The 25017-nt window shown below is 67.0% G+C and carries 22 protein-coding genes and 2 tRNA genes; 9 read left to right on the top strand and 15 right to left on the bottom strand.

Annotated elements, in window-relative coordinates; translation table 11 throughout:
* Positions 1-101 precede the first annotated feature (101 nt).
* From ACFTR6_RS06400 to ACFTR6_RS06390, 3 genes are read left to right on the top strand one after another with little or no spacing between them, the layout of a single operon-like run.
* Positions 102-1322 carry a multidrug effflux MFS transporter gene (locus ACFTR6_RS06400; RefSeq protein WP_377957288.1) on the top strand — a complete coding sequence of 407 codons (1221 nt, stop codon included), beginning with the start codon at positions 102-104 and terminating at the stop codon, positions 1320-1322.
* 46 nt (positions 1323-1368) lie between these two features.
* Positions 1369-1548 (top strand): glycine zipper 2TM domain, encoded by a 180-nt coding sequence (locus ACFTR6_RS06395; RefSeq protein ID WP_076798219.1) that lies wholly within the window; start codon positions 1369-1371, stop codon positions 1546-1548.
* Between the two features lie 41 nt (positions 1549-1589).
* Positions 1590-1997, top strand: coding sequence for a hypothetical protein (locus tag ACFTR6_RS06390; protein WP_076798221.1), 408 nt, complete (start codon positions 1590-1592; stop codon positions 1995-1997).
* 77 nt (positions 1998-2074) lie between these two features.
* Here the strand turns inward: ACFTR6_RS06390 and ACFTR6_RS06385 are convergent.
* The 6 genes from ACFTR6_RS06385 to ACFTR6_RS06360 all read right to left on the bottom strand — a co-directional run bounded on the left by ACFTR6_RS06385 (position 2075) and on the right by ACFTR6_RS06360 (position 8494).
* Positions 2075-2147: transfer RNA gene (locus ACFTR6_RS06385), tRNA-Asn, on the bottom strand.
* 125 nt (positions 2148-2272) lie between these two features.
* Positions 2273-2345, bottom strand: a tRNA-Asn gene (locus ACFTR6_RS06380).
* 90 nt (positions 2346-2435) lie between these two features.
* On the bottom strand, positions 2436-4430 hold the full coding sequence (dnaG, locus tag ACFTR6_RS06375; RefSeq protein WP_377957287.1) for a DNA primase: 1995 nt from the start codon (positions 4428-4430) through the stop codon (positions 2436-2438).
* A gap of 73 nt (positions 4431-4503) precedes the next feature.
* The gene (locus ACFTR6_RS06370) at positions 4504-5817 is read right to left on the bottom strand and encodes a deoxyguanosinetriphosphate triphosphohydrolase (protein ID WP_087873583.1); all 1314 of its coding nucleotides are present in this window, start codon (positions 5815-5817) and stop codon (positions 4504-4506) included.
* Complete coding sequence (dusB, locus tag ACFTR6_RS06365) at positions 5801-6982, bottom strand: tRNA dihydrouridine synthase DusB (protein ID WP_087873584.1); 1182 nt, start codon at positions 6980-6982, stop codon at positions 5801-5803. Before dusB ends, ACFTR6_RS06370 begins: the two co-directional genes overlap by 17 nt.
* A gap of 54 nt (positions 6983-7036) precedes the next feature.
* A complete protein-coding gene (locus tag ACFTR6_RS06360; protein WP_377957286.1) occupies positions 7037-8494 on the bottom strand; it encodes a YibE/F family protein in 1458 nt (485 codons plus the stop codon).
* 71 nt (positions 8495-8565) lie between these two features.
* On the opposite strand from ACFTR6_RS06360, the gene ACFTR6_RS06355 reads away from it, so the two are divergent.
* Complete coding sequence (locus ACFTR6_RS06355) at positions 8566-9342, top strand: alpha/beta hydrolase (RefSeq protein ID WP_377957285.1); 777 nt, start codon at positions 8566-8568, stop codon at positions 9340-9342.
* Positions 9343-9403: 61 nt separating this feature from the next.
* Positions 9404-10231 (top strand): lysophospholipid acyltransferase family protein, encoded by an 828-nt coding sequence (locus ACFTR6_RS06350; protein WP_377957284.1) that lies wholly within the window; start codon positions 9404-9406, stop codon positions 10229-10231.
* Positions 10232-10328: 97 nt separating this feature from the next.
* Here ACFTR6_RS06350 and ACFTR6_RS06345 read toward each other — a convergent pair whose 3' ends face one another.
* From ACFTR6_RS06345 to ACFTR6_RS06335, 3 genes are all read right to left on the bottom strand, one after another.
* On the bottom strand, positions 10329-11291 hold the full coding sequence (locus ACFTR6_RS06345; RefSeq protein WP_377957283.1) for a GNAT family N-acetyltransferase: 963 nt from the start codon (positions 11289-11291) through the stop codon (positions 10329-10331).
* 2 nt (positions 11292-11293) lie between these two features.
* Positions 11294-12679: a glycine--tRNA ligase gene (locus tag ACFTR6_RS06340; protein WP_377957282.1), complete on the bottom strand. Its 1386-nt coding sequence runs from the start codon at positions 12677-12679 to the stop codon at positions 11294-11296.
* Positions 12680-12855: 176 nt separating this feature from the next.
* Positions 12856-13857 carry a DMT family transporter gene (locus ACFTR6_RS06335; RefSeq protein ID WP_377957281.1) on the bottom strand — a complete coding sequence of 334 codons (1002 nt, stop codon included), beginning with the start codon at positions 13855-13857 and terminating at the stop codon, positions 12856-12858.
* Positions 13858-13890: 33 nt separating this feature from the next.
* Here ACFTR6_RS06335 and ACFTR6_RS06330 point away from each other — a divergent pair, with 33 nt between their 5' ends.
* Positions 13891-14124 (top strand): RNA-binding S4 domain-containing protein, encoded by a 234-nt coding sequence (locus ACFTR6_RS06330; protein WP_076798239.1) that lies wholly within the window; start codon positions 13891-13893, stop codon positions 14122-14124.
* Between the two features lie 21 nt (positions 14125-14145).
* Here the strand turns inward: ACFTR6_RS06330 and ACFTR6_RS06325 are convergent, their stop codons facing one another.
* Complete coding sequence (locus ACFTR6_RS06325; protein ID WP_377957280.1) at positions 14146-14796, bottom strand: alpha/beta hydrolase; 651 nt, start codon at positions 14794-14796, stop codon at positions 14146-14148.
* Positions 14797-14930: 134 nt separating this feature from the next.
* Between ACFTR6_RS06325 and ACFTR6_RS06320 the strand changes: the two genes are divergently transcribed.
* Both ACFTR6_RS06320 and ACFTR6_RS06315 read left to right on the top strand, forming a co-directional pair.
* Entirely contained in the window at positions 14931-16088 is a 1158-nt protein-coding gene (locus tag ACFTR6_RS06320) for a winged helix DNA-binding domain-containing protein (protein ID WP_377957279.1), read from the top strand.
* A 141-nt stretch (positions 16089-16229) separates the two neighbouring features.
* The gene (locus tag ACFTR6_RS06315) at positions 16230-16913 is read left to right on the top strand and encodes a hypothetical protein (RefSeq protein WP_377957278.1); all 684 of its coding nucleotides are present in this window, start codon (positions 16230-16232) and stop codon (positions 16911-16913) included.
* A 595-nt stretch (positions 16914-17508) separates the two neighbouring features.
* On the opposite strand, the gene ACFTR6_RS06310 is transcribed toward ACFTR6_RS06315, so the two are convergent.
* Positions 17509-18993 carry a CoA-acylating methylmalonate-semialdehyde dehydrogenase gene (locus ACFTR6_RS06310; RefSeq protein ID WP_377957277.1) on the bottom strand — a complete coding sequence of 495 codons (1485 nt, stop codon included), beginning with the start codon at positions 18991-18993 and terminating at the stop codon, positions 17509-17511.
* Positions 18994-19042: 49 nt separating this feature from the next.
* Positions 19043-19945 carry a 3-hydroxyisobutyrate dehydrogenase gene (gene mmsB, locus ACFTR6_RS06305; RefSeq protein ID WP_377957276.1) on the bottom strand — a complete coding sequence of 301 codons (903 nt, stop codon included), beginning with the start codon at positions 19943-19945 and terminating at the stop codon, positions 19043-19045.
* A gap of 138 nt (positions 19946-20083) precedes the next feature.
* Between mmsB and ACFTR6_RS06300 the strand changes: the two genes are divergently transcribed.
* A complete protein-coding gene (locus tag ACFTR6_RS06300) occupies positions 20084-20992 on the top strand; it encodes a LysR family transcriptional regulator (protein ID WP_377957275.1) in 909 nt (302 codons plus the stop codon).
* Between the two features lie 26 nt (positions 20993-21018).
* Here the strand turns inward: ACFTR6_RS06300 and ACFTR6_RS06295 are convergent, their stop codons facing one another.
* The 3 genes from ACFTR6_RS06295 to ACFTR6_RS06285 all read right to left on the bottom strand — a co-directional run bounded on the left by ACFTR6_RS06295 (position 21019) and on the right by ACFTR6_RS06285 (position 25012).
* Complete coding sequence (locus ACFTR6_RS06295) at positions 21019-22137, bottom strand: alcohol dehydrogenase catalytic domain-containing protein (RefSeq protein ID WP_377957274.1); 1119 nt, start codon at positions 22135-22137, stop codon at positions 21019-21021.
* 146 nt (positions 22138-22283) lie between these two features.
* Entirely contained in the window at positions 22284-23666 is a 1383-nt protein-coding gene (locus ACFTR6_RS06290) for an MFS transporter (RefSeq protein ID WP_076798254.1), read from the bottom strand.
* Positions 23667-23854: 188 nt separating this feature from the next.
* Positions 23855-25012 carry a homoserine O-acetyltransferase gene (locus tag ACFTR6_RS06285; RefSeq protein WP_377957273.1) on the bottom strand — a complete coding sequence of 386 codons (1158 nt, stop codon included), beginning with the start codon at positions 25010-25012 and terminating at the stop codon, positions 23855-23857.
* Positions 25013-25017: the final 5 nt, after the last annotated feature.

The following is a 25017-nucleotide window of genomic DNA, read 5'->3' as shown; positions in this document are numbered from 1 at the left end:
ACAAAACTATCATTCAGTGTCAGCCGGAACTTCTGGAATTAGCCCCGGCGTGCCCTCCAACGCTGTAAAAGTCTGATCTGACAGCCCTAGGATGGGTCCTTGTGACCACCAGCAACCCGGGCGATGCGCTCAGCCGCCGGCAGAAATTCCTCTACATCCTTCTACTCGGCGCCCTCACCGCCCTCGGGCCGTTCACGGTGGACCTCTACCTGCCCGCATTCCCTGCCCTGGAAGCGAGCCTCAACGTCTCGGAGGCCGCAGTCCAGCTGACGCTGACCGGCACCACTGTCGGCTTTGCGCTGGGGCAGCTGGTGGTGGGGCCCTTCAGCGACAAGTTCGGACGCCGGCTCCCACTCATCCTGGCCACCACCCTGCACATCGCCGCCTCTCTAGGCGCCGCACTCTCCACCGACATTGCCACCCTGGGGGCGTTCCGTGTCCTCATGGGCATCGGGGCGGCAGGCGGCGGCGTGGTGGCGATGGCCATGGTCCGTGACCTGTTCAGCGGGTATGCCATGGTGAGGATGTTCTCCCGGATGGCACTGGTCAACGGGCTCGCGCCCATCCTGGCCCCCGTGATCGGGTCCCAGCTTCTCCTTGTCATGGCGTGGCCGGGCATCTTCGTCTTCCTGGCCTGCTACGGCACCGCGGTGATCCTGGCCGCCGTCGTGTTCGTCCGGGAGACGCTGCCGCCGGAGAAGCGCGGCCAGTCCGGCCTGACGGCCCGGCAGCGGTACCGCGTCCTGTTCTCTGACCGGATCTTCGTGGGCCTGCTGATGCTGGGTGGCATGAACTTCGGCGGACTGTTCACCTATCTCTCCGCGTCACCCTTCCTGTTCCAGGACGTTTTCGGGTTTTCACCCCAGGAGTACGGCCTCCTGTTCGGCATCAACTCGCTGGGCATCGTCGCCGGAGTGCAGACAAGCGCCCGGCTGATAAAGCGCGTCCCCCCGCAGTGGATCCTGGCCTGCTCCACCGCGTGGATGTTCCTGATGGCCGTCCTGATCGTCGTGTTCGACCAATTGGGGCTCGGGCTCTGGGGCGTCCTGGTTCCGCTGTGGTTCTACATCCTTGGCACGGGCTTCACCTTCCCTTGCGTCCAGGTCCTGGCGCTGGCCAGCCACGGAGCGCAGGCCGGCACCGCCGCCTCCCTTCTTGGGGCGTCCACATTCTTCATGGCCGGCATCATCTCGCCTGTGGTGGGGTGGCTGGGAGGAAATTCCGCCACGCCGATGGGGGCCGTCCAGGCCTGCTGCATCTTCCTTGCGGCGGCTGCCCTGTGGCTTGTGGTCCGCCCGCGGACCGTGCCCTCCATCCACTGACCCCTGTTCGCCTCCTCCTGCAGCCGCCGGCGGGTAGGCTGGCACCATGACCCGCAAACCCCACCGCAACGGCCGGGGGCTGTTCCTCGGAGCCATCCTCGGCGGCGTGGCCGGCTTCTTCGCCGGCAGGATGATGGGCAACGCTGTGCTCGGCATCCTGGTGGGGGCCGTCGTCGTTTCAGCCCTGCTGTACCGCGTGAATCCCGGGCCCTGGAACAGGCCCTAGGCCATCTGTTCGCCCGGGTAGCTGCGCGATAAAGTTGTTACGTGCCCCACTGGCAGGATCATCCTCCACTTCCGGCCACGTGGCAGCGGTGCGACTCCGGCATTCTGCCGTTGTGGTGGGACCGGCTGTGCACTCAGACCAGTGCCCAGTCGGCGGCGCTCTATGCGGCGGGACTTTTCACTGAGGACCGGCGCCGGCCCATAGCCCAGTGGTTCAACCCGGCTTTCAACGCTGCCCTGCTGGTGGCCCCGGAAACCTCCCCTGAGTGGCCCGTCCAGCGGTTCGGCATCTTCTATGCGCCGCCCGACGGCGGCTTCACCCGAGTGCACTCCTCGCCCCACGAATGGCACCCCAGGGAGCCGCGGAAGTCCCCGACGGAGCGGGAAGCGTTTGAGGCCGCCATAGCCGAAGCTGAGCGCTTCCTCCAGGTGGAGATGGATTTCGTCTAAGCCCAGGCAGCACATAAACCAGGCAGAACATAAAAAAGTCCCGCGGCCGGCTCTTGGGCCAACCGCGGGACTGTGCGCTCCTCCTGCTGGACTTGAACCAGCAACCCTTCGATTAACAGTCGAATGCTCTGCCAATTGAGCTAAGGAGGAATGAAGCAGGTATGACATTAGCAAACGTTCTGCCGCAATGTGAAATCGGCGCCGTTACTGGGAAGAAATACCCCTCCCGGGTATAAAAAAGTCCCCGTTCCGGAACCCGGAACGGGGACTGTGCGCTCCTCCTGCTGGACTTGAACCAGCAACCCTTCGATTAACAGTCGAATGCTCTGCCAATTGAGCTAAGGAGGAATGAAGCGGGTACCAGCCTAGCAAACACTTGCCCCGGAAACGAAATCGGTGCAGTGTCAGCGAAGATCGGCCACACAAAATCGGCACAGGTCACGCATCGGAGCGCAGCGACCGGCGCTCCATTTCAAGCATCATGAGCTCCCGGTTCAGCTGCTGGAACTCCTCGGGATGGGCAGCGGCATCCAGCCGCTGCAGCTGTCCCAGCTTGTCCGCCTTCACCCGGGTGATCTGCAGCTCGAACAGCCGGGCGAGGATGTCCCGGCAGTACTTCTGCACCGCCTCGGCGGTGTGGGCCGGCAGCGGAACCACAGCGAGCTCCGAAACCAGCGGCTGCAGCGGCTCGGGAACCTCCTGCCGCACCGCTTCCACCCACTGCACGGCGTCCCCGGAGAAGCCGGGAGCCGTGGCGCGGATGGCATCGTGGATGGCCTGGTAGGCGGGCGTGGCGAAGCGGGCGGTCGCGAACCGCTCCCAGGCCGCGCCGCCCAGCATGGCCGGTTCCTGCAGCGCCACCTCGAGGGCCTGCCGCTCCATGGACGCCACGGGATCCCGTGGATCCGGCCGGTGGAAGGACGGAAGAACGCCCGACGGCGGGAGCGCCCCTACGCCGGGCACGTTCCGGCCGGGCGGTACGCCCGGTGCCTGCGCGCTGGATGCCTGGGAGCCGTGTGCCTGCCCACCGTGTCCCTGGGGACCGGGCGCCTGGGTAACGTGTGCCTGCGAACCGGGGCCCGCCGAACCCTGTGCCCCGGGAGCACCGCGCTTGGCGGCGGCCGCGACGGCCCGTGTGACGTCCTCGATGGGCATCCCCAGCCACCCCGCCAGTTCCCTGGCGTAGCCGGGCCGGAGCCCGGCGTCGCGGATCTGGGCCACCACAGGCGCGGACTCTCGGAGCGCCGCGACACGTCCCTCCACGGTGTCCAGGTTGTGTTTCCTCAGGGCGGCACGGATGGCGAATTCGAAGAGCGGGCGCCGGGACGCGATCAGGTCCCGGACGGCGGTGTCGCCCCTCGTCTGGCGCAGGTCGCAGGGGTCGGCTCCGGTGGGCTCGACCGCCACGTAGGTCTGGGCCACGAAGCGCTGGTCCTCTTCAAAGGCCCGCAGGGCCGCCTTCTGGCCGGCGGCGTCGCCGTCGAAGGTGAAGATGACCTCTCCCCCGCTGCCGTCGTCGGAGAGCAGGCGGCGGGCAATCTTGATGTGGTCGGCGGCGAACGCCGTGCCGCAGGTGGCCACCGCCGTCGGAATTCCCGCGAGGTGGCAGGCCATGACGTCCGTGTATCCTTCTACCACCACCAGCTGGCGGTCCTTGGCGATGTTCCGCTTGGCGAGGTCGATGCCGTACAGCACCTGGGACTTCTTGTAGAGCGCGGTCTCCGGGGTGTTGAGGTACTTGGGGCCCTGGTCGTCCTCGTAGAGCTTGCGGGCGCCGAAGCCGATCGTGTCCCCAGCGATGTCCCGGATGGGCCAGATCAGGCGTCCCCGGAAGCGGTCGTAGATCCCGCGGTTGCCTTCGGAGAACATCCCCGTGAGCTTCAGTTCGGCGTCCGTGAATCCCCTGCCGCGCAGGTGCTTGAGCAGGGCGTCCCAGCCCTGGGGTGCATAGCCGACGCCGAAATGGTCTGCGGCCGCGCGGTCAAAGCCGCGCTGCTGCAGGAACTTCCGGCCCTCCGTGGCGCCGGCGGTCAGCAGCTGGGCGCGGAAGAACTCGTCGGCGATCTTGTGGGCGTCGAGGAGCCGCTGGCGCTTGCCGACTTCCTCGCGGCTGGGGCCCTTGCCGCCGTCCTCGTAGCGGAGTTCGTAGCCGATCCGCGCGGCCAGCTTCTCCACCGCCTCGTGGAAGGAGGTGTGGTCCAGCTTCTGCACGAAGGAGATGACGTCGCCGTCCTCGCCGCAGCCGAAGCAGTGGTAGCGGCCCACCTGCGGCCGGACGGTGAACGAGGGCGAGCGCTCGTCGTGGAACGGGCACAGGCCCTTGTAGGAACCGAGGCCGGCGCTCTTGAGCGTGACGTAGCCGTCGACGACTTCCTTGATGTCCGTTCGCTGGCGGACCTCGTCAATGTCTTCGCGTTTAATCAGCCCAGCCACGAAGCAATCCTAAATCCGGTGCGCAGGGCCGGGCGCCCCGCCGTCGGCCGTATGTGGACCGGTGAGTCCAACATCACCACAGGGACGGCAGGCTGCCCACGAGCCGTTCGTACATAGCCAGCGCAGAGCCGTCCGTCAGCGAAGCCACCTGGTCGATGACCACCCGCAGCCGGGCGGCGTCGTCGGCTGCTTCGCGCCAGTCGGCGGCGAACATGGGTTCGAGATGGCGGTCTCCGGTGGCGTTCAGCGCGGTCACCAGGGCGTGGAGCACCTCGCGCTGGCGTTCGTAGATGGGCTGCCGGTGGTCCGTGGTCATCACGAAGGTGGTGGCCAGGCCCTTCATCACCGCGATCTCCAGGACCGTCTCTTCCGGCACCATGAGTTCGGCGTTGTAGCGGGTGAGGTTCGCCGGGCCGTATACGGCGCGGGTGGTTTCCAGCGCGCTCTGGCAGAACCGGCCAATGAGCTGGCTGGTCATGTCCTTCAGCGCCGCCATGGACTTGCGGCTGCCGTCCGCCTCGCGCACCCAGACGTCGGTGGCTTCCAGCCGGGCGAGGGCGGCGTCGATGGCCGCGGGCTCGTTGTGCGGCAGGTACCACTGCTTGGCGTAGCCCACCACGCGGGCCCGGTGGTCCGGGTTGTCCATCCACCGCAGCTGGAAGTGGCCGGCCACGATGGCGTCCTCGACGTCGTGCACGGAGTACGAGATGTCGTCCGCGAGGTCCATGACCTGCGCCTCGAGGCAGGACCGCCGCTCGGGGGCACCTTCCCGGATCCAGTTGAAGATGGGCAGGTCATCCTCGTAGGCGCCGAACTTGCTGGTCCGCTGGCCGTGGATCACGGGTGCGTCCAGGGCGGACCACGGGTATTTCGATGCCGCGTCCAGGCTTGCCCGGGTGAGGTTCAGTCCGGCCGGCCTTCCCTCCCGGTCAATGACCTTGGGCTCCAGGCGGGTGAGCAGCCGGAGCGTCTGGGCGTTGCCTTCGAATCCGCCGATGGCGTGGGCCATCTCATTGAGCGCCGATTCGCCGTTGTGCCCGAACGGCGGGTGGCCGAGGTCATGGCTGAGGCAGGCGGTGTCCACCACGTCGGGGTCGCAGCCGAGTGCGCGGCCCAGTTCCCGGCCGACCTGTGCCACCTCGAGGCTGTGGGTGAGCCGGGTGCGGACAAAGTCGTCGGTGTCCGGAGCGACCACCTGCGTCTTGGCACCGAGCCGGCGCAGGGCCGAGGAGTGCAGGACGCGGGCGCGGTCCCGCTCGAAGTCGGAGCGGTACGTGCTTTTGGGCGGCTCTTCCACCCAGCGGGCGGAATCGTTGGCCTCGTAGCCTGGCAGGGCCTGGGGCACGGCGCGGGCCTCCGCCAACCGGCTTTCAGCCACCGGACACATCCAGTTCCGCCGCGGCGATATCGCGCGACTGGTCCTCGTTCAGCTGGCGGCTCAACAGCCAGTCCTTCGGCAGCGCCGGCTTCTTCGGTGAACCGGCGCGCCCGCGGGGCCCTTCGGAGTCGACGCCGGGATACGGCAGGTCCATGTCCAGCTGGTCCAGCAGTTCGCGCAGCACCTCAAGGGTGGGCACGGTGGCCAGCTTGGCCCGCAGCTCCCCGCCCACGACGTAGCCCTTGAAATACCAGGCCATGTGCTTGCGGATCTCGCGCAGCGCCTTGTACTCGTCGTTGCCGAACGTTTCGACCATGAGCTCGGCGTGCCGGTAGACGGCCTCGGCCACTTCGCGCAGGCCTGGCCGGTACCGCTTGTCGCTGCCTTCGAAGGCTGCCTGCAGGTCGCCGAACAGCCAGGGCCGGCCCTGGCAGCCGCGGCCCACCACGACGCCGTCGATGCCGGTTTCGCGGACCATGCGGACGGCGTCCTCGGCGGACCAGATGTCGCCGTTGCCCAGCACCGGGATGTCCGGGAGCGCCTCCCGCAGGCGGGCGATGGCGGACCAGTCCGCCTGGCCGGAGTAGAACTGTGCCGCCGTGCGGCCGTGAAGGGCGACGGCGGCAACACCGGAATCGCGGGCGATCCGGCCGGCGTCGAGGTACGTCAGGTGGTCATCGTCGATGCCCTTGCGCATCTTGATGGTCAGCGGGATGCCGCCCTTGGACGCCTCGCGGACGGCTGTCTGGACGATCGAGGTGAAGAGGTCGATCTTCCAGGGCAGGGCCGAACCGCCTCCGCGGCGGGTGACCTTCGGCACGGGGCAGCCAAAGTTGAGGTCGATGTGATCGGCACGGTCTTCCTCGACGAGCATCCGCACGGCGGCACCCACAGTGCCGGGGTCCACGCCGTAGAGCTGGACGGAGCGGACTTTCTCGTCGTCGTCGTGGGAGATGATGCGCAGCGATTCCGGGGTGCGCTCCACCAGCGCACGGGAGGTGACCATCTCCGCCACGTACAGGCCGCCGCCGTATTCACGGCAGAGCCTGCGGAAGGCGGTGTTGGTGATTCCGGCCATGGGTGCGAGCACCACCGGGGTGTCCACGGTGATGGGGCCGAGTTTCAGTGGCGGAAGTTCCAGCCTGGGGGTGGGAGGCGTTGCTACAACAGTCACCCGTCCATTGTCTCAAAGCCGGGCAAATCGGGCAGAATCCCGACGGCGGCCCGCTCAGTCCCGCTCCGCGGCACGCCTTCCGCGCCTGGTAGCCGGCGGGGCGTCGCCTTCAGTGTTCTCCCCACTGGCGACCGCCGCGGCGGCCGCGAGCGAAGCGGTGTCATCGACGTCGTCGGCTGTGATGGCGGCCGTCGCCGCCGGCGCATGACCAGCGCCATCAGTCGACCGGATTCCGGTGGCCTTGACCACCAGCACCGCGATCAGCGTGGTGACCGGAATCGCCAGGACCAGGCCGATGGAGCCGACCAGCGTGCGGATGACTTCCTCGGACAGTTCGGCGCTGGTCAGCGCCTCCCCCAGCGGCCGGTCATAGAGCATCACGATGATGAGGATGGGCAGGGCCGCGCCGGCGTAGGCGAAGGCGATGGTGTAGACGGTGGAGGCAATGTGGTCGCGCCCGATCCGCATCGCCGAGGAAAACAGCTTGCGGGCGCTCGTGTTGGGCGCGAGTTCATACAGTTCCCACACCGCGGAGGACTGGGTGATGGTCACGTCGTTCAGCACGCCGAGGCCCGAGATGATGAGGCCGCAGAGGACGATGCCGGAGATGGAGATCTTGTCCGAGATATTCACCAGTGTTGCGGCGTCATGGCTTCCCACGCCGGCAAGGTTGGCCGCACCCGTGGCCCAGGCGGCCAGCAGCGCGGTGATGCCGAGCCCGAAGATCGTGCCCAGCAGCGCCGTCGAGGTCCGCGCCGAGAAGCCGTGCGCGAAGTACAGCACCCCGATCATGATCACCGTTGACCCGACGAGGGCCAGCAGGAGGGGCGGCTTGCCCTCCACCAGGCCCGGGAGCATGAAGCTGACCAGCACGAAGTAGGCACCGACGAGGCCGATCAGGGCGCGCAGCCCGCGCCAGCGCGCCACGGCCACCACCACGACGGCGTAGAGGATGGCCAGAAGGACGATCGGCATGGTGCGGACAAAGTCCACGAAGATGTACGACGGCGAGCCCTGCGCCGCGGGGGCATCGGCACCTGTGGCGGCCGCCTGGGCATTGGTCAGGTTCAGGTAGCGGATGTTGTCACCCACCTCCACGCCGTGCGACCTGGCGACGTCCGGGTTGATCACCACCTTGACCGGGTTGCCACCCTTGTCCGGCTCGGTGAAGGCGAAGGTGCACTGCGAGGCTCCGCTGTCCGACGTTCCCGGGGTGGTGTTGTTCTCTCCGGCTGCGTTCTCTCCGGCTGTGCCGGGGGTGCAGCTCTCCGTCACAACGCGCTGGATCCGCCCGGTGTCGAAGGTGACGCCCGGGGCAGCGGCATACGGGTTGGCCAGGGTCAGGCCATCCTTGTTCCCGGAAGGCCACAGCGATGCCATGGCCGCGAGTGTCAGCAGAGTCAGCGGGACCAGCACAGCGGCCAGGATCCGGTTTGCTTTCCTGCGGGCCGCCACCGCTTGCGCCGTCGGCTCCGCGTGCCCTGTGTGACCGTGGGAGTGTCCTGCACCCATCAGCTACTCGACCTCATACTTGAACTCTACGGCGCCGGCCATAGGGTTGATAAATGGACGACGATGTGTCTATGGCAGCAGTGAGCCAACGCCGGACAGACCATGAAGCGGTGCTGACGGTTCTGGCCGCTTCCGGTCCCACCCGCGGTGTGGCCCTGGTGCTCCATGGCGGCAGGTCGCACAGTTTCGACCCCGTTCAGGCCAGGCACCTCAGCCCGGCGCGGATGGTGCCGTTCGCCCGGCACCTGCACGCCGCCGGACGGAAGCACGGGCTGGCAGTCTGGATGCTGCGCAACAGCGTGCGCGGCTGGAACGGCGAGGACATGAGCCCGCTGAAGGATGCACGCCGGGCGCTGGCCAGGATCAGGTCCGCGCATCCCGGAGTGCCCATCTACCTGCTGGGACATTCCATGGGCGGCCTGACCGCGATCTGCGCAGCGGACGAACCCGGCGTCGATGCCGTGGTGGCGCTGGCCCCGTGGCTCGATGACAGCACTCCCGCAGCCCAGCTGGCCGGACGGAGGGTCCTCATCGTGCACGGGGACGAGGACCGGTGGACGAGCCCCACGGCATCGCTGCGGTTTGCACGGCGCGCGGCACCCCAAGCGGCGGAACTGCGGTACGTCTCCCTCCGCGGAGCGGGGCACTTCATGGTGCGGCGGGTCTGGCTGTGGCACAGGCTGGCCACCGGGTTCCTGATGAAAGCCTTCGCGGAACGCACCCGGACTTCCGGAGAGGTGGTGCCCGGGGCAGGGTCTTCAGCAGCCTCCGCTGCAGCCCTGGCCTCCGCTGCAGCCCTGGATAAGGTGCTGCCGCCCTCCGACGAGTCCCTGCCCGTTGTTTTGTGAGGGACTGTTTTGCGAGGTACGCATTGTTTGTGAGGGACGTTTTGTTTTGTGAGGGGCCCTGATGCCCTGGACACCGGCCGCCAGCGACCGCTTCTACCGCCTCCTCGTCCGGACGGTACTGTTCCTGCGGTGGCTGTTCGGGATCCGCCTGCTGGTGACCGGGCAGGACAACCTGCCTGACGGGTCAGCCGGCAACAGGACAGCGAGAACGGTCAGTCCGGGCAGCGGTGCGGTCGTTGCCATTACCCACTTCGGCTACCTGGATTTCGCTGCCGCGGAACTGGTGTTCTGGGCACACAACCGCGGGCAGTTGCGGTTCCTGATCCATCAGGGGGCTGCCGACCACTGGCTCGCCGGTCCCTTCATCAGCGCAGCGGGCCAGGTGGTGGTGGGCTACGGTTCGCGCACGGCCGCCTATGACGCCGCCGTGGCCCGGCTGCGCGCCGGCGAGTATCTGGCGGTCATGCCCGAGGCCGGCGTCAGCCGCAGCTTCAAGGTCCGCGAATGCAAGACCGGGGCGGTGAGGATGGCGGCAGAGGCGCGGGTGCCGCTGATTCCGGTTTCCGTCTGGGGCGCCCACCGGATCCTGACCCGCGGCAACGGCCTTCCGCTGCACCGCATCCGGCGCGCACCGGTCAGGGTGCACATCGGCGAGCCGGTGCAACTGGCCGTCGGCATCGATCCGGAGAAGGAAGCGGCGCGGCTCCGCACAACGCTCCAGGCCGGAATCGACGCCGCGATCGCCAGTTTCCCCGTCGCGGCGCGGCGGGGCGACTGGTGGATGCCGGCGGACCTCGGCGGCGGCGCCATCTCCGAGACGGAACGCCAAAGGCTCGATGCCGCCGATCTGGCGAGGGACCGCCGTCGTACTTCCCACCCAACCGTGTAGCAGCACAGCCTTCTAACAGCACAGGGCGTTCCCAATGCTGGGAACGCCCTGTGCTGGTAAAAAACTGTGCTGCTATTTAGTTGGGTTTCCGGCAGCGTCAGTCCGAGACGACGAACGTCTCGGCGCCCTGCCGGCGGGCCTTGCCCGCTTCCATCAGGGGGTCGACGACGGCGCGCAGCGCTGCCATCGAATCGTCCACTTCCATGAGCACCGGGTATTGGTACGCAATCAGGGCCAGCAGGTCACGGACCGCAGCCTGGGCCTCGTCGGCGCCAAGCTCCGGCTCGTGGCCGAGGAACACGTCGGAAGGATGGTCGGGATTTCCCTGGGCGTAGCTGACCGCGAAGGCCTGGATCTTGCCCTTGCGGCTGGCGGGCACGCCGGACCCGAAGGCACTCTCCTTCGGCGAACGCAGCACAATCGCGCCGTGAGCGCCGCTGAGCTCGTCCAGGAAGAGCCGCTGCACTGTGCCGATGCCCAACTCCCCCGGGCTGTCCCAGCTGTGGACGGACGAGTAGTACCGGCCCACCACGTCGGAGAGCTCCACCGAACCGGTGGCCAGGTCCTCGATGCGCTCCGACGCCGCTTCCTCGGAACCGTCGCCGAAGACCGGCAGCTTCAGGGCGGACGGTTCCACGACGACGAGCCGGGTTTGCTGGATCGGAGTGAGCCCCGCCGCCTCCGCGAAGGCGGCGCCGGAGGTTCCCGGCTCCACCTTGCAGCGGAGCCGGGTAACGCCCGACGGCGACCCTTCCGCCTCGCGGCGCAGCATCATGAGCAGCGTGGAGCCGATGCCGGCCCGGCGATGGTCCCGGGCAACCTCGACATAGGCCCACAGCCGCTCCGGGTGCAGGCTGGCCTCGTGGACCACGCCAGCGGCAACCGGGATGGCCACGCCGTCGACGACGTCCTCGGCCACGATGCAGCGCCGCCACGGCGCGTTGCCGGAAGGAGCAAGGGTGCCGCGGAACTGCCCCGCCTGGTCGGTTTCCGGGTCGCCCCACATTTCCAGCAGCGCGAGGTCATCGCCCTCACGCCATTCGCGGTACTGGATCGCCACGGCTAGGCGCCGATCAGCCGTGCGGCCAGGTAGCCCTCCACCTTGTCCAGGGACACGCGTTCCTGGCTCATGGTGTCGCGTTCACGGATGGTGACCGCCTGGTCCTCAAGCGTGTCGAAGTCCACGGTGATGCAGAACGGGGTGCCGATCTCGTCCTGGCGGCGGTAGCGGCGGCCAATGGCGCCGGCGTCGTCGAAGTCGATGTTCCAGTTCTTGCGCAGCTGTGTGCCGAGGTCCTTGGCCTTCGGGGAGAGGGCCTCGTTGCGGCTCAGCGGCAGCACGGCAGCCTTGACCGGGGCGAGCCGCGGGTCAAGCTTGAGCACGGTGCGGACATCCACGCCGCCCTTGGCGTTGGGGGCCTCGTCCTCGGTGTAGGCATCGATGAGGAAGGCCATGAAGGAGCGGGTCAGGCCGGCGGCGGGCTCAATCACGTACGGGGTGTAGCGCTCGTTGGTGGCCTGGTTGAAGTAGCTGAGGTCCGTACCCGATGCCTTGGCGTGCGTGGAGAGGTCGAAGTCCGTGCGGTTGGCGATGCCCTCCAGCTCGCCCCACTCGGATCCCTGGAAGCCGAAGCGGTACTCGATGTCCGTGGTGCCCTTGGAGTAGTGGCTGAGCTTGTCCTGCGGGTGCTCGAAGAACCGCAGGTTCTCTTCGCGGATGCCCAGGCCGGTGTACCAGGCCATGCGCTCCTTCATCCAGTACTCGTGCCACTCTTCGTCCGTGCCCGGCTCCACGAAGAATTCCATCTCCATCTGCTCGAACTCGCGGGTGCGGAAGATGAAGTTGCCGGGCGTGATCTCGTTGCGGAAGGACTTGCCGATCTGGCCGATGCCGAACGGCGGCTTCTTCCGGGACGTGGTGAGCACGTTGTTGAAGTTTACGAAGATGCCCTGTGCGGTCTCCGGGCGCAGGTAGTGCAGGCCCTCGTCGCTGGCCACGGGGCCAAGGAAAGTCTTCAGGAGCCCGGAGAATTCCTGCGGCTCGGTCCATTCGCCGCGGGTTCCGCAGTTGGCGCAGGCGATGTCCTTGAGGCCGTTCTCGGCCGGGCGGCCCTTCTTCTCCTCGTATTCCTCTTCGAGGTGGTCGGCGCGGTAGCGCTTGTGGCAGGAGAGGCACTCGACGAGGGGGTCGGAGAAGACCTCGACGTGGCCGGAAGCTTCCCATACCTGGCGGGGCAGGATCACGGAGGAGTCCAGGCCCACCACGTCCTCGCGGCCGCGCACCACGGACTGCCACCACTGGCGCTTGATGTTTTCCTTCAGCTCGGCACCGAGGGGTCCGTAGTCCCAAGCGGAACGCGAGCCTCCGTAGATCTCGCCGGCCTGGAAAACGAAACCTCTCCGCTTGGAAAGGGAAATGACCTGGTCGAGGACGGATTTTGCTGCCATGGGAACTCCAATTTCTACAGGGCCGCTGGGTGCGGTCCGCGGTGTCTCTGGCCCCTGGACCGCGGCTGGATGCCGGGCGGGGGCGTGTGCAAGGGAAAACTGTGCAGGAAGCTGCGAGTCCTAGCCTACCGGCAGCAGCCTCGGGAGGGCGCCTCTTACCGGTGGAGGGGCACCCCTCATCTGCGGAGGGCGCCCCGGGGCCAGGGCAGGGTGGCCACGACAATGGAGGCGAGGGTCAGCAGGGTTCCCAGCACCGTTGCGGCCTCCACCACGGTCCCGGGCGTGGGCACCAGCAGGTCCAGCCCAAGCGAGCCCAGGAGCTGGCCTGCGATCATGCCAAGGCCGGTCACCAGCACACCCAGGCTGCGCACCAGCAGCGCGCCCAGGCCGATGAACACGCAGCCCATGGGCCCGCCGAGGTAGTACCACCATTCCCCCGGCAGCGGGTTGGCCGGCCCGGCGACGGCCACCTTGATGGACCACGCAACCCACAGCACGCAGGTGCCGGCGATGAAGTTCACCAGCGTGGCCGCGATCGGTGTCCCGTAGTGCACGGTGGCGGTGCCGTTCATGGCCTGCTGGAAGCTCATGAGGAAACCCGCGAGCACCGGCAGGATGACCGGCAGCAGCAGCGCTGCCGGGTCGGCTGGCGCGACACCCGCCGCATTGCCGGTGCCGGCACCGGCTGAAGCAAAGCGCGGCGACACCGCCCAGGAAACGGCGGCGATGGTGAGGATGCACCCGATGACCCGGATGCCTGTGACGGACTTCTTGCCTGCCGGACCGATGCCCAGCCGGTCCACCAGCAGTCCGCTGAGGGTCTGCCCGGTGACGGTGGCCACGGTGAAGAGGGCGATGCCAAGCAGCCCAACAGTGAAGGACTGCGCGAAGACGAAAAAGGCGCCGATGCCGCCGGCGAGCGCATAGTACGGCGGGAAGCGGCGTTCACGCAGCGCCGGCAGAATCCGGGCGAGGCCGGCCCGCCCGCGCGGGGCCACGAGGGACACGATGACCATCACGATCAACCCGGTGCTGAAACTGACGACGGCGGCGGCGACGCCGTCGCCGAGCCGGGCACCAAGGGCCCCGTTGATCCGCCCCTGGACGGGAATGGCAAGCCCGGAGGCCACAGCCATCGGAAGGCCCACGGCAAGGGGCAGCCGGGGTGCATGGGTCATTTGTTTCACCTTACGTCAGGCATGATTACTGTTATGAGCAACCCGGAAATCGAAGAGATCCCCATCCGCGACAGCATGATCCGCCTGGGCCAGCTCCTGAAGCTCGCCAACCTCGTGGAGGACGGCGTGGAGGCAACGGAGCTGATCAAGAACGGACTGGTCAAGGTCAACGGTGAGATCGACGACCGGCGCGGCCGGCAGCTTCACGACGGGGACACGGTGACGGTGAACGGCCAGACCGTCCGGGTCAGCGCTCCCGGGGCGTAAAGCCCGTTTTTGCAGGAAGGCTTACTTGTTCAGCACCTCGTGGGTGAGGAACTCGGACACGTGGCCGATCTCCTGGGCGTTGATGCCGTGCCACATCCCGGTGTAGAGGACCTTGGTCAGCTTCACGTGCTTGCGCACCCAGCCCATGGTGTAGTCGATCTTGTCCGGCGTGATGACCGGATCCTGCTGGTCCCGGCCCCAGAACAGCGGCACTGTTCCGTCCAGCTCGGCGTCACGGAACTCGCCGTCGGAATCAGCATTGACCACGAAGCCTGAAAGTCCGACGACGGCGGCAAAGTCAGCGGGTCGCTGCCTTAGCAGCGTGGTGGCCATGGCCATGCCCATCGAGAATCCGAGGAGCGTAACGGACGGGTGGTTGGCCTTCACCGTGTCCAGCCAGTCGAGCACGTAGGCGGACGCTGCCTTGACGGCGTCGACTGAATACTCGATGGAGCCGGTCAGCGGGAACCAGGAGAAGCCCGGACCCATGGCGATGGGTGCACGGACCGAGGCCACCGCGAAGTCGTCCGGGAGCATGTCGGCCAGGCTGAGGAGGTCCTGCTCGTTGGCGCCGTAGCCGTGCAGCAGGACGAGCAGTGGCTTGCCGGTCCTGGCTTCCTCAGGCTTGGACCACAGAACAACGGGGGCAGGAAAGGAGTCGGCAGAAGTCATGGCTCCATTCTTACAGTTACCTACTGGTAACAACTGACGGTGGCGCAGCCACGCGGCGGCGGTACAGGATGTAAGGGTGAAGCTGCTATCCCCGGCGGCGACTGAACCGCCCAAGGTGAGGAGCGACGTCGGGCATGAAAACCCGTGAGCTGCTGTGGACCAGGCTGGCCGGCCAGCAGCTAAGGGAGCCGCAGGCAGCCACAGCGGACGAAGCCCTGAAAAACCTGCTGGCAGTCCAAGCACAGGAGTTTCCCTATGCGCGCTGGTCCCTCGCCCAGCGGACGGCTGCAGCGACGGCCGCAGATGTGGAGCAGGCAGTCGCGGAAGGACGGATTCTCCGCACCCACATCCTGCGGCCCACCTGGCATTTTGTGCACCGGGATGACCTGCCGTGGCTGCGGGCCCTGTCCGCACCCCGGCTGCACCAGGCGAACGGCGGCACCTACCGCAGGACAGGGATCGACAATGAGACAGCGTCGAGGAGCGCCCATGTCCTGGCAGCAGCGCTGGCCGGCGGAGTGCATCTGACGCGGGAGCAGTTGGCGGCCAGGCTGCAGGATGCCGGATTCCACGCCACGGGACTTGCCCTCGCGTACCTGATCATGCATGCCGAGATCAGCGGGGTGCTGGTGAGCGGCGTGCCCATCCGCAGCCCCGGCGGCGCCCTGCGGCAGACGTATGCCTCGTTCGACGAGCGGGTGGCCGGCGCCGTCCCGGCTGCCGCACTCTCCCGGGAAGAATCGTTGGCGGCCCTGGCATTGAGGTATTTCGGGAGCCGCGGGCCTGCGACCGTCCGGGACTGCGCCGACTGGTCCGGACTCACCATGAAGGACGTGCGCACGGGGTTGGCCTTGGCAGAGGAGATCGCTCCGGGCGCCATTGTTGTTGCCAGCTGTGACGGCGCCGACTTCTACCTCCGGCCTGAGTCCGGCGGGGAGACACCGGGCCGGACATCCCGGCAGGGCGTGGACGGGCCACCGCAGATCGACCTGGTCCAGTGCTACGACGAATACATCATGGGCTATTCGGTCTCCCGGCATTATTTCGGCGGAACCGCACCGGCCTATCCCTTTGGCGACAACCCCATGCATGTCGTCCTGTCCGACGGGGTGCTGGCTGGTGCCTGGCGGCATTCGCTGGTCCGCCGGGGGCCGCAGGTGGAGCGCTGCGAGCTGGACATCCGTCTGTCCCAGCCGAACGGACATGGCGACGGGCAGGCGGTGGAGGCAGCCGTGGCCAGGTACGGGGCGTTTCTGGGCGTGCCGGCGGTCCGGGTCCCGGCGGGTGCCTGACATCCGCAGCATGTCCGGAAAGGCAATATCTCAGGGAGGGCAGCATTGCCGGACGGCAGTGTGCGCTCTGGGCATAAGGATCCCGGGCCCGTTCTCCCGCAGGACTAAGCTGGAATGGAGACTCACTGAGAGGGCCCCACCGTGTTCGACTTGTTTTTCTGGATCATCATTCTGGCCGTCCTTGTTCCCATGGGCATGCGGATGTACCGGAGGTCAATGCAGCAGCGGAACCAGGGGCCCGGCCTGCCGGGGCAGTATCCGGGCCAGTTCCCGAATCAGGGACCGGACCAGTTCGGCAACCAGCCGGGCAGTCCGTTCGGAGGCCCCTTCCAGGGCCGCCCGGACAACCGGCCACGGGACGGCTACACACAGCAGGACTACTTCAGTGGCGGATTCGGGTTCCCCCAGCGCGGTGGCCGCGATGAGCTTCCGCCCCTGGATCAGCCCTACCCGAACCAGGAATATCCGAACCCGCAGTGCCCGGGTCAGCAGCACCCGAATCAGCAGTATCCGAACCCGCCGTACCCGGGTCAGCAGCACCAGAACCCGCCCTACCCGGGCCAGCCCTACCCCGGCGGCACCGGTGCATCATCCTGGCAGCAGGGGCAGGTCCCCTATGAGGACAGCGCCGAATACCGGGCCAACGCGCCCCAGCCGCAGCAGAACCCGGCCTCTCCTGGCCCCGCGCCCTCGGCTCCCCCGCCGCCGTCGGCCCCGCAGGGCTACCGCGCACGGAAACTCGCTGAGCTGGACCAGCAGTACAGCGACGGCCAGATCTCCATGGAGGAGTACATGGCCCGCCGCAACGACATCATGAACGGTTAGCCCTCCCGGCGTACTCTGCCCGCCAGCGGGACTGCGGGGCCGGATACGCTTCCACGGTCGTCAGGACTTGACGGCCAGGGTGACGGGTGCCGCCGTCGCGGGCCGCCGCATCCTGTGGTCGGGCCGACCTGTTGCCACACCAGCGGCACTTTTTGCTCCGTGAGAATCCCGCAGGCAGGGTCGAGAGCCCGAACCGTGACTGACCCGGAGCCTCCAGAAGGAAGCCAAACCTCCACGCGTCAGCGCTGACTCTCTCGACCGAGATCTGGTGTTCCCTGGGACCACCACCTGGCGGGAATCCGAGCTCGTTGGCCCCGGTCGGAGTTGGAGTTGCGGTTGGATGTGCAGGTTGCGTGGCAGGGCGGGGCCACAAATGTACGTTCGCGCCGGCGGGCGGGGCCACAAATGTACGTTCGCGCCGGCGGGCGGGGCCACAAATGTACGTTCGCGCCGGCGGTTGGGGCCACAAATGTACGTTCGCGCTAAAAAGGAACAGCCCGCGGCCCGCAGCTTGTGGCTGCGGGACGCGGGCTGAGGCGCAGGCCGGCCGTGACCGGGCCCAAACTCGAGTTTTGGTGTAAACCGAGTTTCGAGTTTAGTCGATCTGCGGGAAGCCGAGGTCGATCACCGAGGTGGACGGGTCCGGCCACCGAGTGGTGACCACCTTGCCGCGGGTGTAGAACTTGATGCTGTCCGGGCCGTACATGTGGGTGTCGCCGAACAGCGAGTTCTTCCAGCCGCCAAACGAGAACGTGCCAACTGGAACGGGGATGGGGACGTTGACGCCCACCATGCCAGCCTCGACGTCGAACTCGAACTGCCGTGCCGCCCCGCCGTCGCGGGTGAAGATGGCTGTGCCGTTGCCGAACTCGTTCTCGTTGACCAGCCGGACGGCGTCGCTGTACGTATCGACGCGCACTACCGACAGGACCGGGCCAAAGATCTCGTCGTCGTACACCTTCATCCCGGGCTTCACGTGGTCCACCAGGCTGACGCCGATGAAGAAGCCGTTGGAATCGAACTGCTGCGAGCGCCCGTCGACGACCACCGTGGCACCTTCGTTTTCCGCTCCCGCCACGTAGGAGGCCACGCGGTCCCGGTGCTCCGCGGTGATCAGCGGGCCCATCTGGGAGGTTGGGTCCGTTCCCGGACCGATCTTAAGGCCGGCCATGCGGCTGGAAATTGCCTTGACCAGGTCGTCCGCAATGTTGCCCACCGCCACGAGGACGCTGACGGCCATGCAGCGCTCGCCCGCCGAACCGTAGGCGGCGGAAACCGCAGCGTCGGCAGCCATGTCCAGGTCGGCGTCGGGCAGCACCACCATGTGGTTCTTGGCGCCGCCCAGGGCCTGGACCCGCTTGCCGTGGTCGGCGGCCCGCTTGTAGATGGACTGCGCGATCGGCGTGGAGCCGACGAAGCTCACCGCTTTGACGTCAGGGTGCTCGAGCAGGACGTCAACCGCTTCCTTGTCCCCCTGGACCACGTTCAGCACGCCGGCGGGCAGGCCCGCTTCGGCAAAGGCCTCGGCAATGAAGATGGCGGCCGACGGGTCCTTCTCGCTGGGCTTCAGCAGCACGGTGTTGCCGCAGGCGAGGGCGCTGCCCACCATCCACAGCGGCACCATGGCCGGGAAGTTGAACGGGGTGATGCAGGCGACGACCCCCACCGGCTGGCGCACGGAGTGCACGTCGATGCCGCTGGAGACCTGCTCGGAGCGTTCACCTTTGAGCATGTGGGACAGGCCGGTGGCGAAGTCGATGTTCTCCAGGCCGCGGGAGATTTCACCCTCGGCATCGGACAGGACCTTGCCGTGCTCGCTGGTGAGAATCGCCGCGAGCTCAGGCTTGCGCTGGTTCAGGATTTCGCGGACGCGGAAGAAGATGTTGGTGCGCTTGGCCAGGCTGGTGGCGCGCCACGCGGGCAGTGCAGCACGGGCGGCCGCGATGGCTTCCTCGGTCCGGGCTGCCGAGGCAAGCACCACCTGCTTCTCCTGTTCGCCGGTGGCGGGGTTGAAGACGGGGCCGAAGCGCTCGGCGTCGCTAACGCGGCTGCCGTTGATGAAGTGCGGAATGGTCTGCAAGGGAAGTCTCTTTTCGTGCTCGGTGTGGGAAGACAGGGAGGGCGGCGGGCTACTTGGAGCTGTCCAGCGAACCGTCGACGAGTTTGATGATCATGGAGCAGTCCTTGCCCGACTCACCGGCGTCGATGAGCTGCTGGAAGAGCTGCTGGACATGCTTGCCGATCTCCAGCGGCGTGCCGGTGTCCTCGGCGGCGCTGATGGCCAGTCCGATGTCCTTGTTGGCGAGTTCCGTGGTGAAGGTAGGGGCAAAGTCGTTGTTCGAGGCCGCCGTGGGAACGACGCCGGGCACGGGGTACCAGGTCCGCAGCGCCCACGAGTCCCCGGAGGACACCGAGGCGATGTCCCAGAAGACCTGCTTGTCCAGGCCCAGGCGGTCTGCCAGGACGGCACCCTCGGCGGTGGAGGCGAGGTTGATCAGGAGCATCAGATTGTTGCAGATTTTGGCTGCCTGGCCGGTAGTAGCGCCGCCGGTGGGAATGACGTTGGAGGCCATCGGCTCGATGTAGCGGCTGGCGTCCGCCACGGCGCCCGCTTCCCCGCCGACCATGAACGTCAGGGTTCCGGCCTTGGCGCCGCTCATGCCGCCCGAGACCGGGGCGTCGACAAAGCGGAAGCCGGCGGCAGCAGCGGCGTCGTGCAGTTCCCTGGCGGTGGCGATATCGATGGTGGAGGAATCCACGAGGAGGGTTGCAGTGTCCGCATGTGCGAGGACACCGTCCTCACCGAGGTACACCGCGCGGGCGTGTTCGCCCTTGGGCAGCATGGTGAAGACGGCGTCTGCGCCGTCCACGGCCTCGGCGATGCTGGCAACAGGCTTGACGCCGGCTTCCTCGGCCGCGGCAAGCGCGGCGGGGTTGAGGTCAAAACCGCGGACGTCGTGCCCGGCCTTTGCCAGGTTCGCGGACATGGAACCGCCCATGTTTCCGAGGCCGATCCAACCGATTACTGCCATGTCATAAGCTCCTTTGCTTCAAATCCGGCCGTCACGCCGGGAGGTCTGTGTCTACGATCACACCCTGCTAGAGTGCAATCAAGGGGAAAAATTACAGACGGCATGTGCATCAATGCACATCAAGTGAAAGGCTTACCCGTGGACACGAGGCGGCTTCCGAGTCCGGACGACCTGCTGATTCTGCTCACAGTCGCACGCCTGGGACGGTTCAACGCTGTGGCGGAAGCGCTCGGCACAACCCACACCACCATCTCCCGCCGCATCCTGGCACTAGACAAGCAGCTTGGCGGGCGCACCCTGGAACGCAGCCCGCAGGGCTGGGAGCTGACGCAGCTGGGAGCCTCTGCCGTGGAGGCGGCTGAAGCTATCGAGAATACCCTTGGATCGCTCTCCGGCCTGATCAGCCAGGACCAGAGCGCCCTGTCCGGCCTGGTGCGGGTAGCGACGACGGACGGCGTGGGAGCGGTGTTCGTCACCCCTGCCCTGGTCCGGCTGCAGCAACAGAACCCGCAGCTGAACATCGAGATGCTGAGCGCCACACGCAAGGTCAGCCAGAACAGATCCGGCGTTGACCTGGAAATTGTGGTGGGCAGGACCGACGTCAGCAACGCGCAGACGATCTTCCTCAGCAACTACTACCTGCGCTTATACGTCAGCCGCGGCTATGCCGCTGAGCATGGTCTGCCGGAAAAGCTCGACGACGTCGGGCAGCACGGCTTTGTCTCTTACGTTGAGTCCGCGCTCCAGGTGGAAGAGCTGGGGCACCGCTGGTCCTCGCAGCTGCCCATGCCCAAATCAAGCTTCCAGGCCACCAGCGTGTTCGCCCAGGTGGAGGCAGTCCGGCAGGGCGCAGGCATCGGACTGCTGCCGAACTTTATGGTGGCGGGGCAGGCGGACTTCGTACCGGTGCTGGCCGGGGACTTCCAGCGCCAGGTTCCCATCTGGGCGGTGGCACGCCCCGAAGCCCTGCGATCCGGCCCTGTTCAGGCCGTCATCGCAGGGCTCAAGGACGAAGTGAAGCAGCACCAGGATCTGCTTGCGGCCTGAATTCCGCCGAAGCCCGGCTCTGGCCCTCAGGCCTGGAAGAGCCGCCGCACGACGTGCCCGGCGGCCAAGGCATCGAGGCCCTCGTTGATCTCAGCCAGCGGCCGCGAGTCGGTGTGCAGCAGTTCCACCGGCAGCTTGCCCTCCCGCCAGTAGCCGAGATAGAGCGGGATGTCCCGCCCGGGGACGGCATCGCCCATGTAGGACCCGAGCAGGCGCTTGCCGGCACCTGCGAATTGCAGGGCGGGCACCGTCAGCTCGGCGGACGGGTGGGGCAGGCCGACCGAGACTACTGCCCCTCCGCGCGTCACGTGTTCAAGGCAGGAGGCAATCACCCTCGCTGACCCCACCGCCTCAACGGCCGTGTCCACGCCGTCGCCCGTTGCCTCCGCGATCAGGCGGGCAGCGTCCTCGGGCGTGCCAACGGCGGTGGCGCCGCATTTCAGCGCGAGTCCGTGCTTACCCGTATTGGGGTCGATGGCAATCACGGATGAGGCGCCGGCGAGTGCCGCCGCCATGACTGCGGACAGCCCAACGGCACCGAGCCCAAAGACGGCCACCGACTGCCCGGCCGTGACGGCGGCCGTGTTCAGCACGGCGCCCATGCCGGTGAGCACGGCGCAACCGAACATCGCCGCGACGGTGTCCGGGACGTCGTCGTCAATCACCACCACAGACTCCCGCGCTACCACAGCGTAGTCAGCGAAGGCCGAGACGCCCAGGTGGTGGTTGATCCGCTCCCCCGCCGGTGTCCGCAGCAGCGCCTCGCCGTGCAGCAGGTCTCCTGAACCGTTGACTTCCGCTGCCCGGTGGCAGAGGGCCGGCCGCCCGGCTTTGCATGCCCGGCAGTCCCCGCAGCTGGGGACGAAGACCAGGACGACGTGGTCGCCGACAGCGACGCCTTCGACGCCCTCCCCAACAGCCTCAACCCGCCCGACGGCCTCGTGCCCAAGCGCCATGGGAAGGGGCCTGACACGGGAACCGTCCACCACTGAGAGATCCGAGTGGCACAGGCTGGAGTAGGTGATGGCGATGCCCAGCTCTCCGGCGCGGGGTTCCGGCCGGTCCAACTCCTCGATCCGGAGCGCCTGAGCTTCGGCGTAGCCGGTTCCGGAAGGAACGGTGGAATAAAGAACGGCTGCTTTCATGGGAAATCCTGACTTCATCTGATGGCTAACGCCCAACTGCCCGGGCCTGCATGGTGGCGGGCCCGGGCAGCTGGGTCGGCGGTTGTGCCACGGAAGGTGCCGGCGCCTGGGTTGTGGCGCCCCTTCCGGTTCGGCTTGCCTGGCGGCTACTTCTTGGCGGCCGCCAGAAGGTCGGCAGTGCCCTTGGCGTCTGCGGCGTCCACGTCGCGGAGCGAGATGCCCCGTGTTTCCTTGAGGAAGAACACGGCTACTGCGGTCACGATGCAGGCGCCGAGCAGGTACAGGGCCACCGGAGTTGAGGAGTTGAAGCTGCTCAGAAGCGATGTGGCGATGATCGGCGCCATGGAACCGGCAACAATGGAGGTCACCTGGTAGCCCAGGGAAACGCCGGAGTAGCGCATGCGGGTGGGGAACATCTCCGCCATGATCGACGGCTGCCCCGCGTACATGAGTGCGTGGAACAGCAGGCCGATGGTGATGGCAGCCAGAATAACGATGTCGTTGGCGGTGTCCATCATGGGGAAGGCGAAGAAGCCCCAGGTTCCGCCGAGGACGGCGCCCACCATGTAGACCGGACGCCGGCCGAAGCTGTCGGAGAGCTTGCCAACAAGCGGGACGGCGCAGAAGTGGATGAAGTGCGCCACCAGCAGCAGCAGGAGGATCCGTGAGGTGTCCGTCTGGACTACGACCTTCAGGTACGTGATGGAGAAGGTCACCACCAGGTAGTACAGGATGTTCTCGGCAAAGCGCAGGCCCATGGCGGTGAAGACACCGCGCGGGTAGCGGCGGAAAACTTCAGCGACGCCGTAGCCCTTGTGCTCGACCGTGACTTCCTTGCGGGCCTCGATGAAGATCGGTGCGTCCTGGACCTTGGTGCGGATGTAGTAGCCAATGATGACGATCACGGCAGACAGCCAGAAGGCGACGCGCCAACCCCAGCCAAGGAACGCTTCCTGCGAGAGGGTGGAGGAAAGGGTGAACAGCACGCCGGTGGCCAGGAGGTTGCCCATGGGAACGGCGGACTGCGGCCAGCTGGACCAGAATCCGCGGGACTTGTTGGGGCTGTGCTCGGCAACGAGCAGCACGGCGCCGCCCCACTCACCGCCCACGGCGAAGCCCTGGACGAAGCGCAGGAACACCAGCAGAGCCGGGGCCCAGTAGCCGATCTGCGCGAAGGTAGGCAGGCAGCCCATAAGGAAGGTGGAGACACCCACCAGGATGATGCTCAGCTGCAGCAGCTGCTTGCGGCCGAACTTGTCGCCGAAGTGGCCGAAGACGATGCCGCCAATGGGGCGGGCAACGAACCCGACCGCATAGGTCACAAAGGCGGCGATGATGCCGTCCAGTTCCGTCCCCGAATTGGGGAAGAACATCTTGCCGAACACCAAAGTTGCTGCCGAGGCATAGAGGAAAAACTCATACCATTCGACCACCGTGCCGGCCATTGAGGCCGTGACAACTTTTCTCAGGCCCGAGGCCTTAACGTCGGTTTCCTCTGCACGCCTTGCGGCGGAGTGATCCGTACTCATATGTAAACTCCTTCGGCGTCTTCATCGACACCACTGGGACCGTCTTTGGCGAACGTGTGTGAGGTACACCACGAAACGCCGGTTCACACGAGTATGGTCTGCCATTGCCTGCAAGCTCAACGACAAAAAGTGCAGAACGCATCTGCATAAATGCACAAAGCAGCGCGTGGGCTACTTGTCAGTACGCCTCAGCCCAGCAGATGCGCGCGCAACTGCCCGTTCAGCTGGCCGATCTCCGTGAGGAAGCCGTCATGGCCGATCGGCGCCTCGATCATGTGCACGTCAACGTTCCCCGGCAGCGCCTCGGCGAGTTCGAGCGACTGCGCGGGAAAGTACAGCCGGTCGGTGTCCACGGCGGCAATGAAGAAGTCGGCGGTGGCCCGGGCCAGGGCCTCCTTCAGCGTCCCCCTCCCGCGCGTGACGTCATGGCTCATGAGAGCCTCCGTCAGGGCGATATAGCTGTTGGCGTCGAAGCGCCGGACCAGCTTGTTGCCCTGGTGGTCCAGGTAGCTCTCCACCTGGTAGCGGCCGCGGCCTGCCAGGGCATCCGCCTGCAGCGGCTCCTCAGCCGCCTGGGCGTTCCTGCCGAACCGGAAATCGAGTTCGTAGGCGGACCGGTAGGTAATGTGGGCAATCCGCCGCGCGAGCGCCAGGCCCTCAGCGGGTTCCGGGCCGCCGTAGTAGTCGCCGCCGTTGAAGTGGCGGTCCTGCCGGATGGCCAGGGTCTGCGCCTGGGCGAAGGCGATCTGTTCGGCCGTGCTCCTGGCCCCGACGGAAATGACACCGCAGCGGCGCACCCGCTCCGGGAAGGTGACTGCCCATTCGAGGGCCCGCGCCCCGCCCATGGATCCGCCCACGACGGCGTGCCAGCTGCTGATGCCGAGCAGGTCGGCGAGCCTGGCCTCGGCGACGGTGGAGTCCCGGAGGGTCACCAGCGGAAAGCGTGAACCCCAGGGCTTGCCGTCCGGGGCAGGCGACGACGGCCCGGTGGACCCGTAACAGCCGCCCAGGATGTTGATGGAAATGAGGAAGAACCTGTCAGTATCCGCTGGCGCGCCCGGCCCGGCGAGCTGCTCCCACCAGCCCTCCTCGTCCCCGGCACCGCGCGTCACATGGGTACTGCCCGTCAGGGCGTGTTCAACGAGGATGGCGTTGGAACCGTCCTCGTTGAGCGTTCCCCACGTTTCGTAGGCCAGGGTCACGTCCGGCAGGAATCCTCCGGCTTCGAGTTCCAGGCTGCCGATGCTGCGGTACTGGACAGTGCCGTCCGGAACGGGGCCATCCAGAACAGCGCCTGCGGGCGTCTTCCCGGCCGGAGCGTCGGTGTGGCTGACAGAAATCGTCATAGGTA

The organism is Arthrobacter sp. NPDC057009 (assembly GCF_042673905.1).
GTDB lineage: Bacteria > Actinomycetota > Actinomycetes > Actinomycetales > Micrococcaceae > Arthrobacter.
This window is presented reverse-complemented; position numbering and strand designations above follow the sequence as displayed.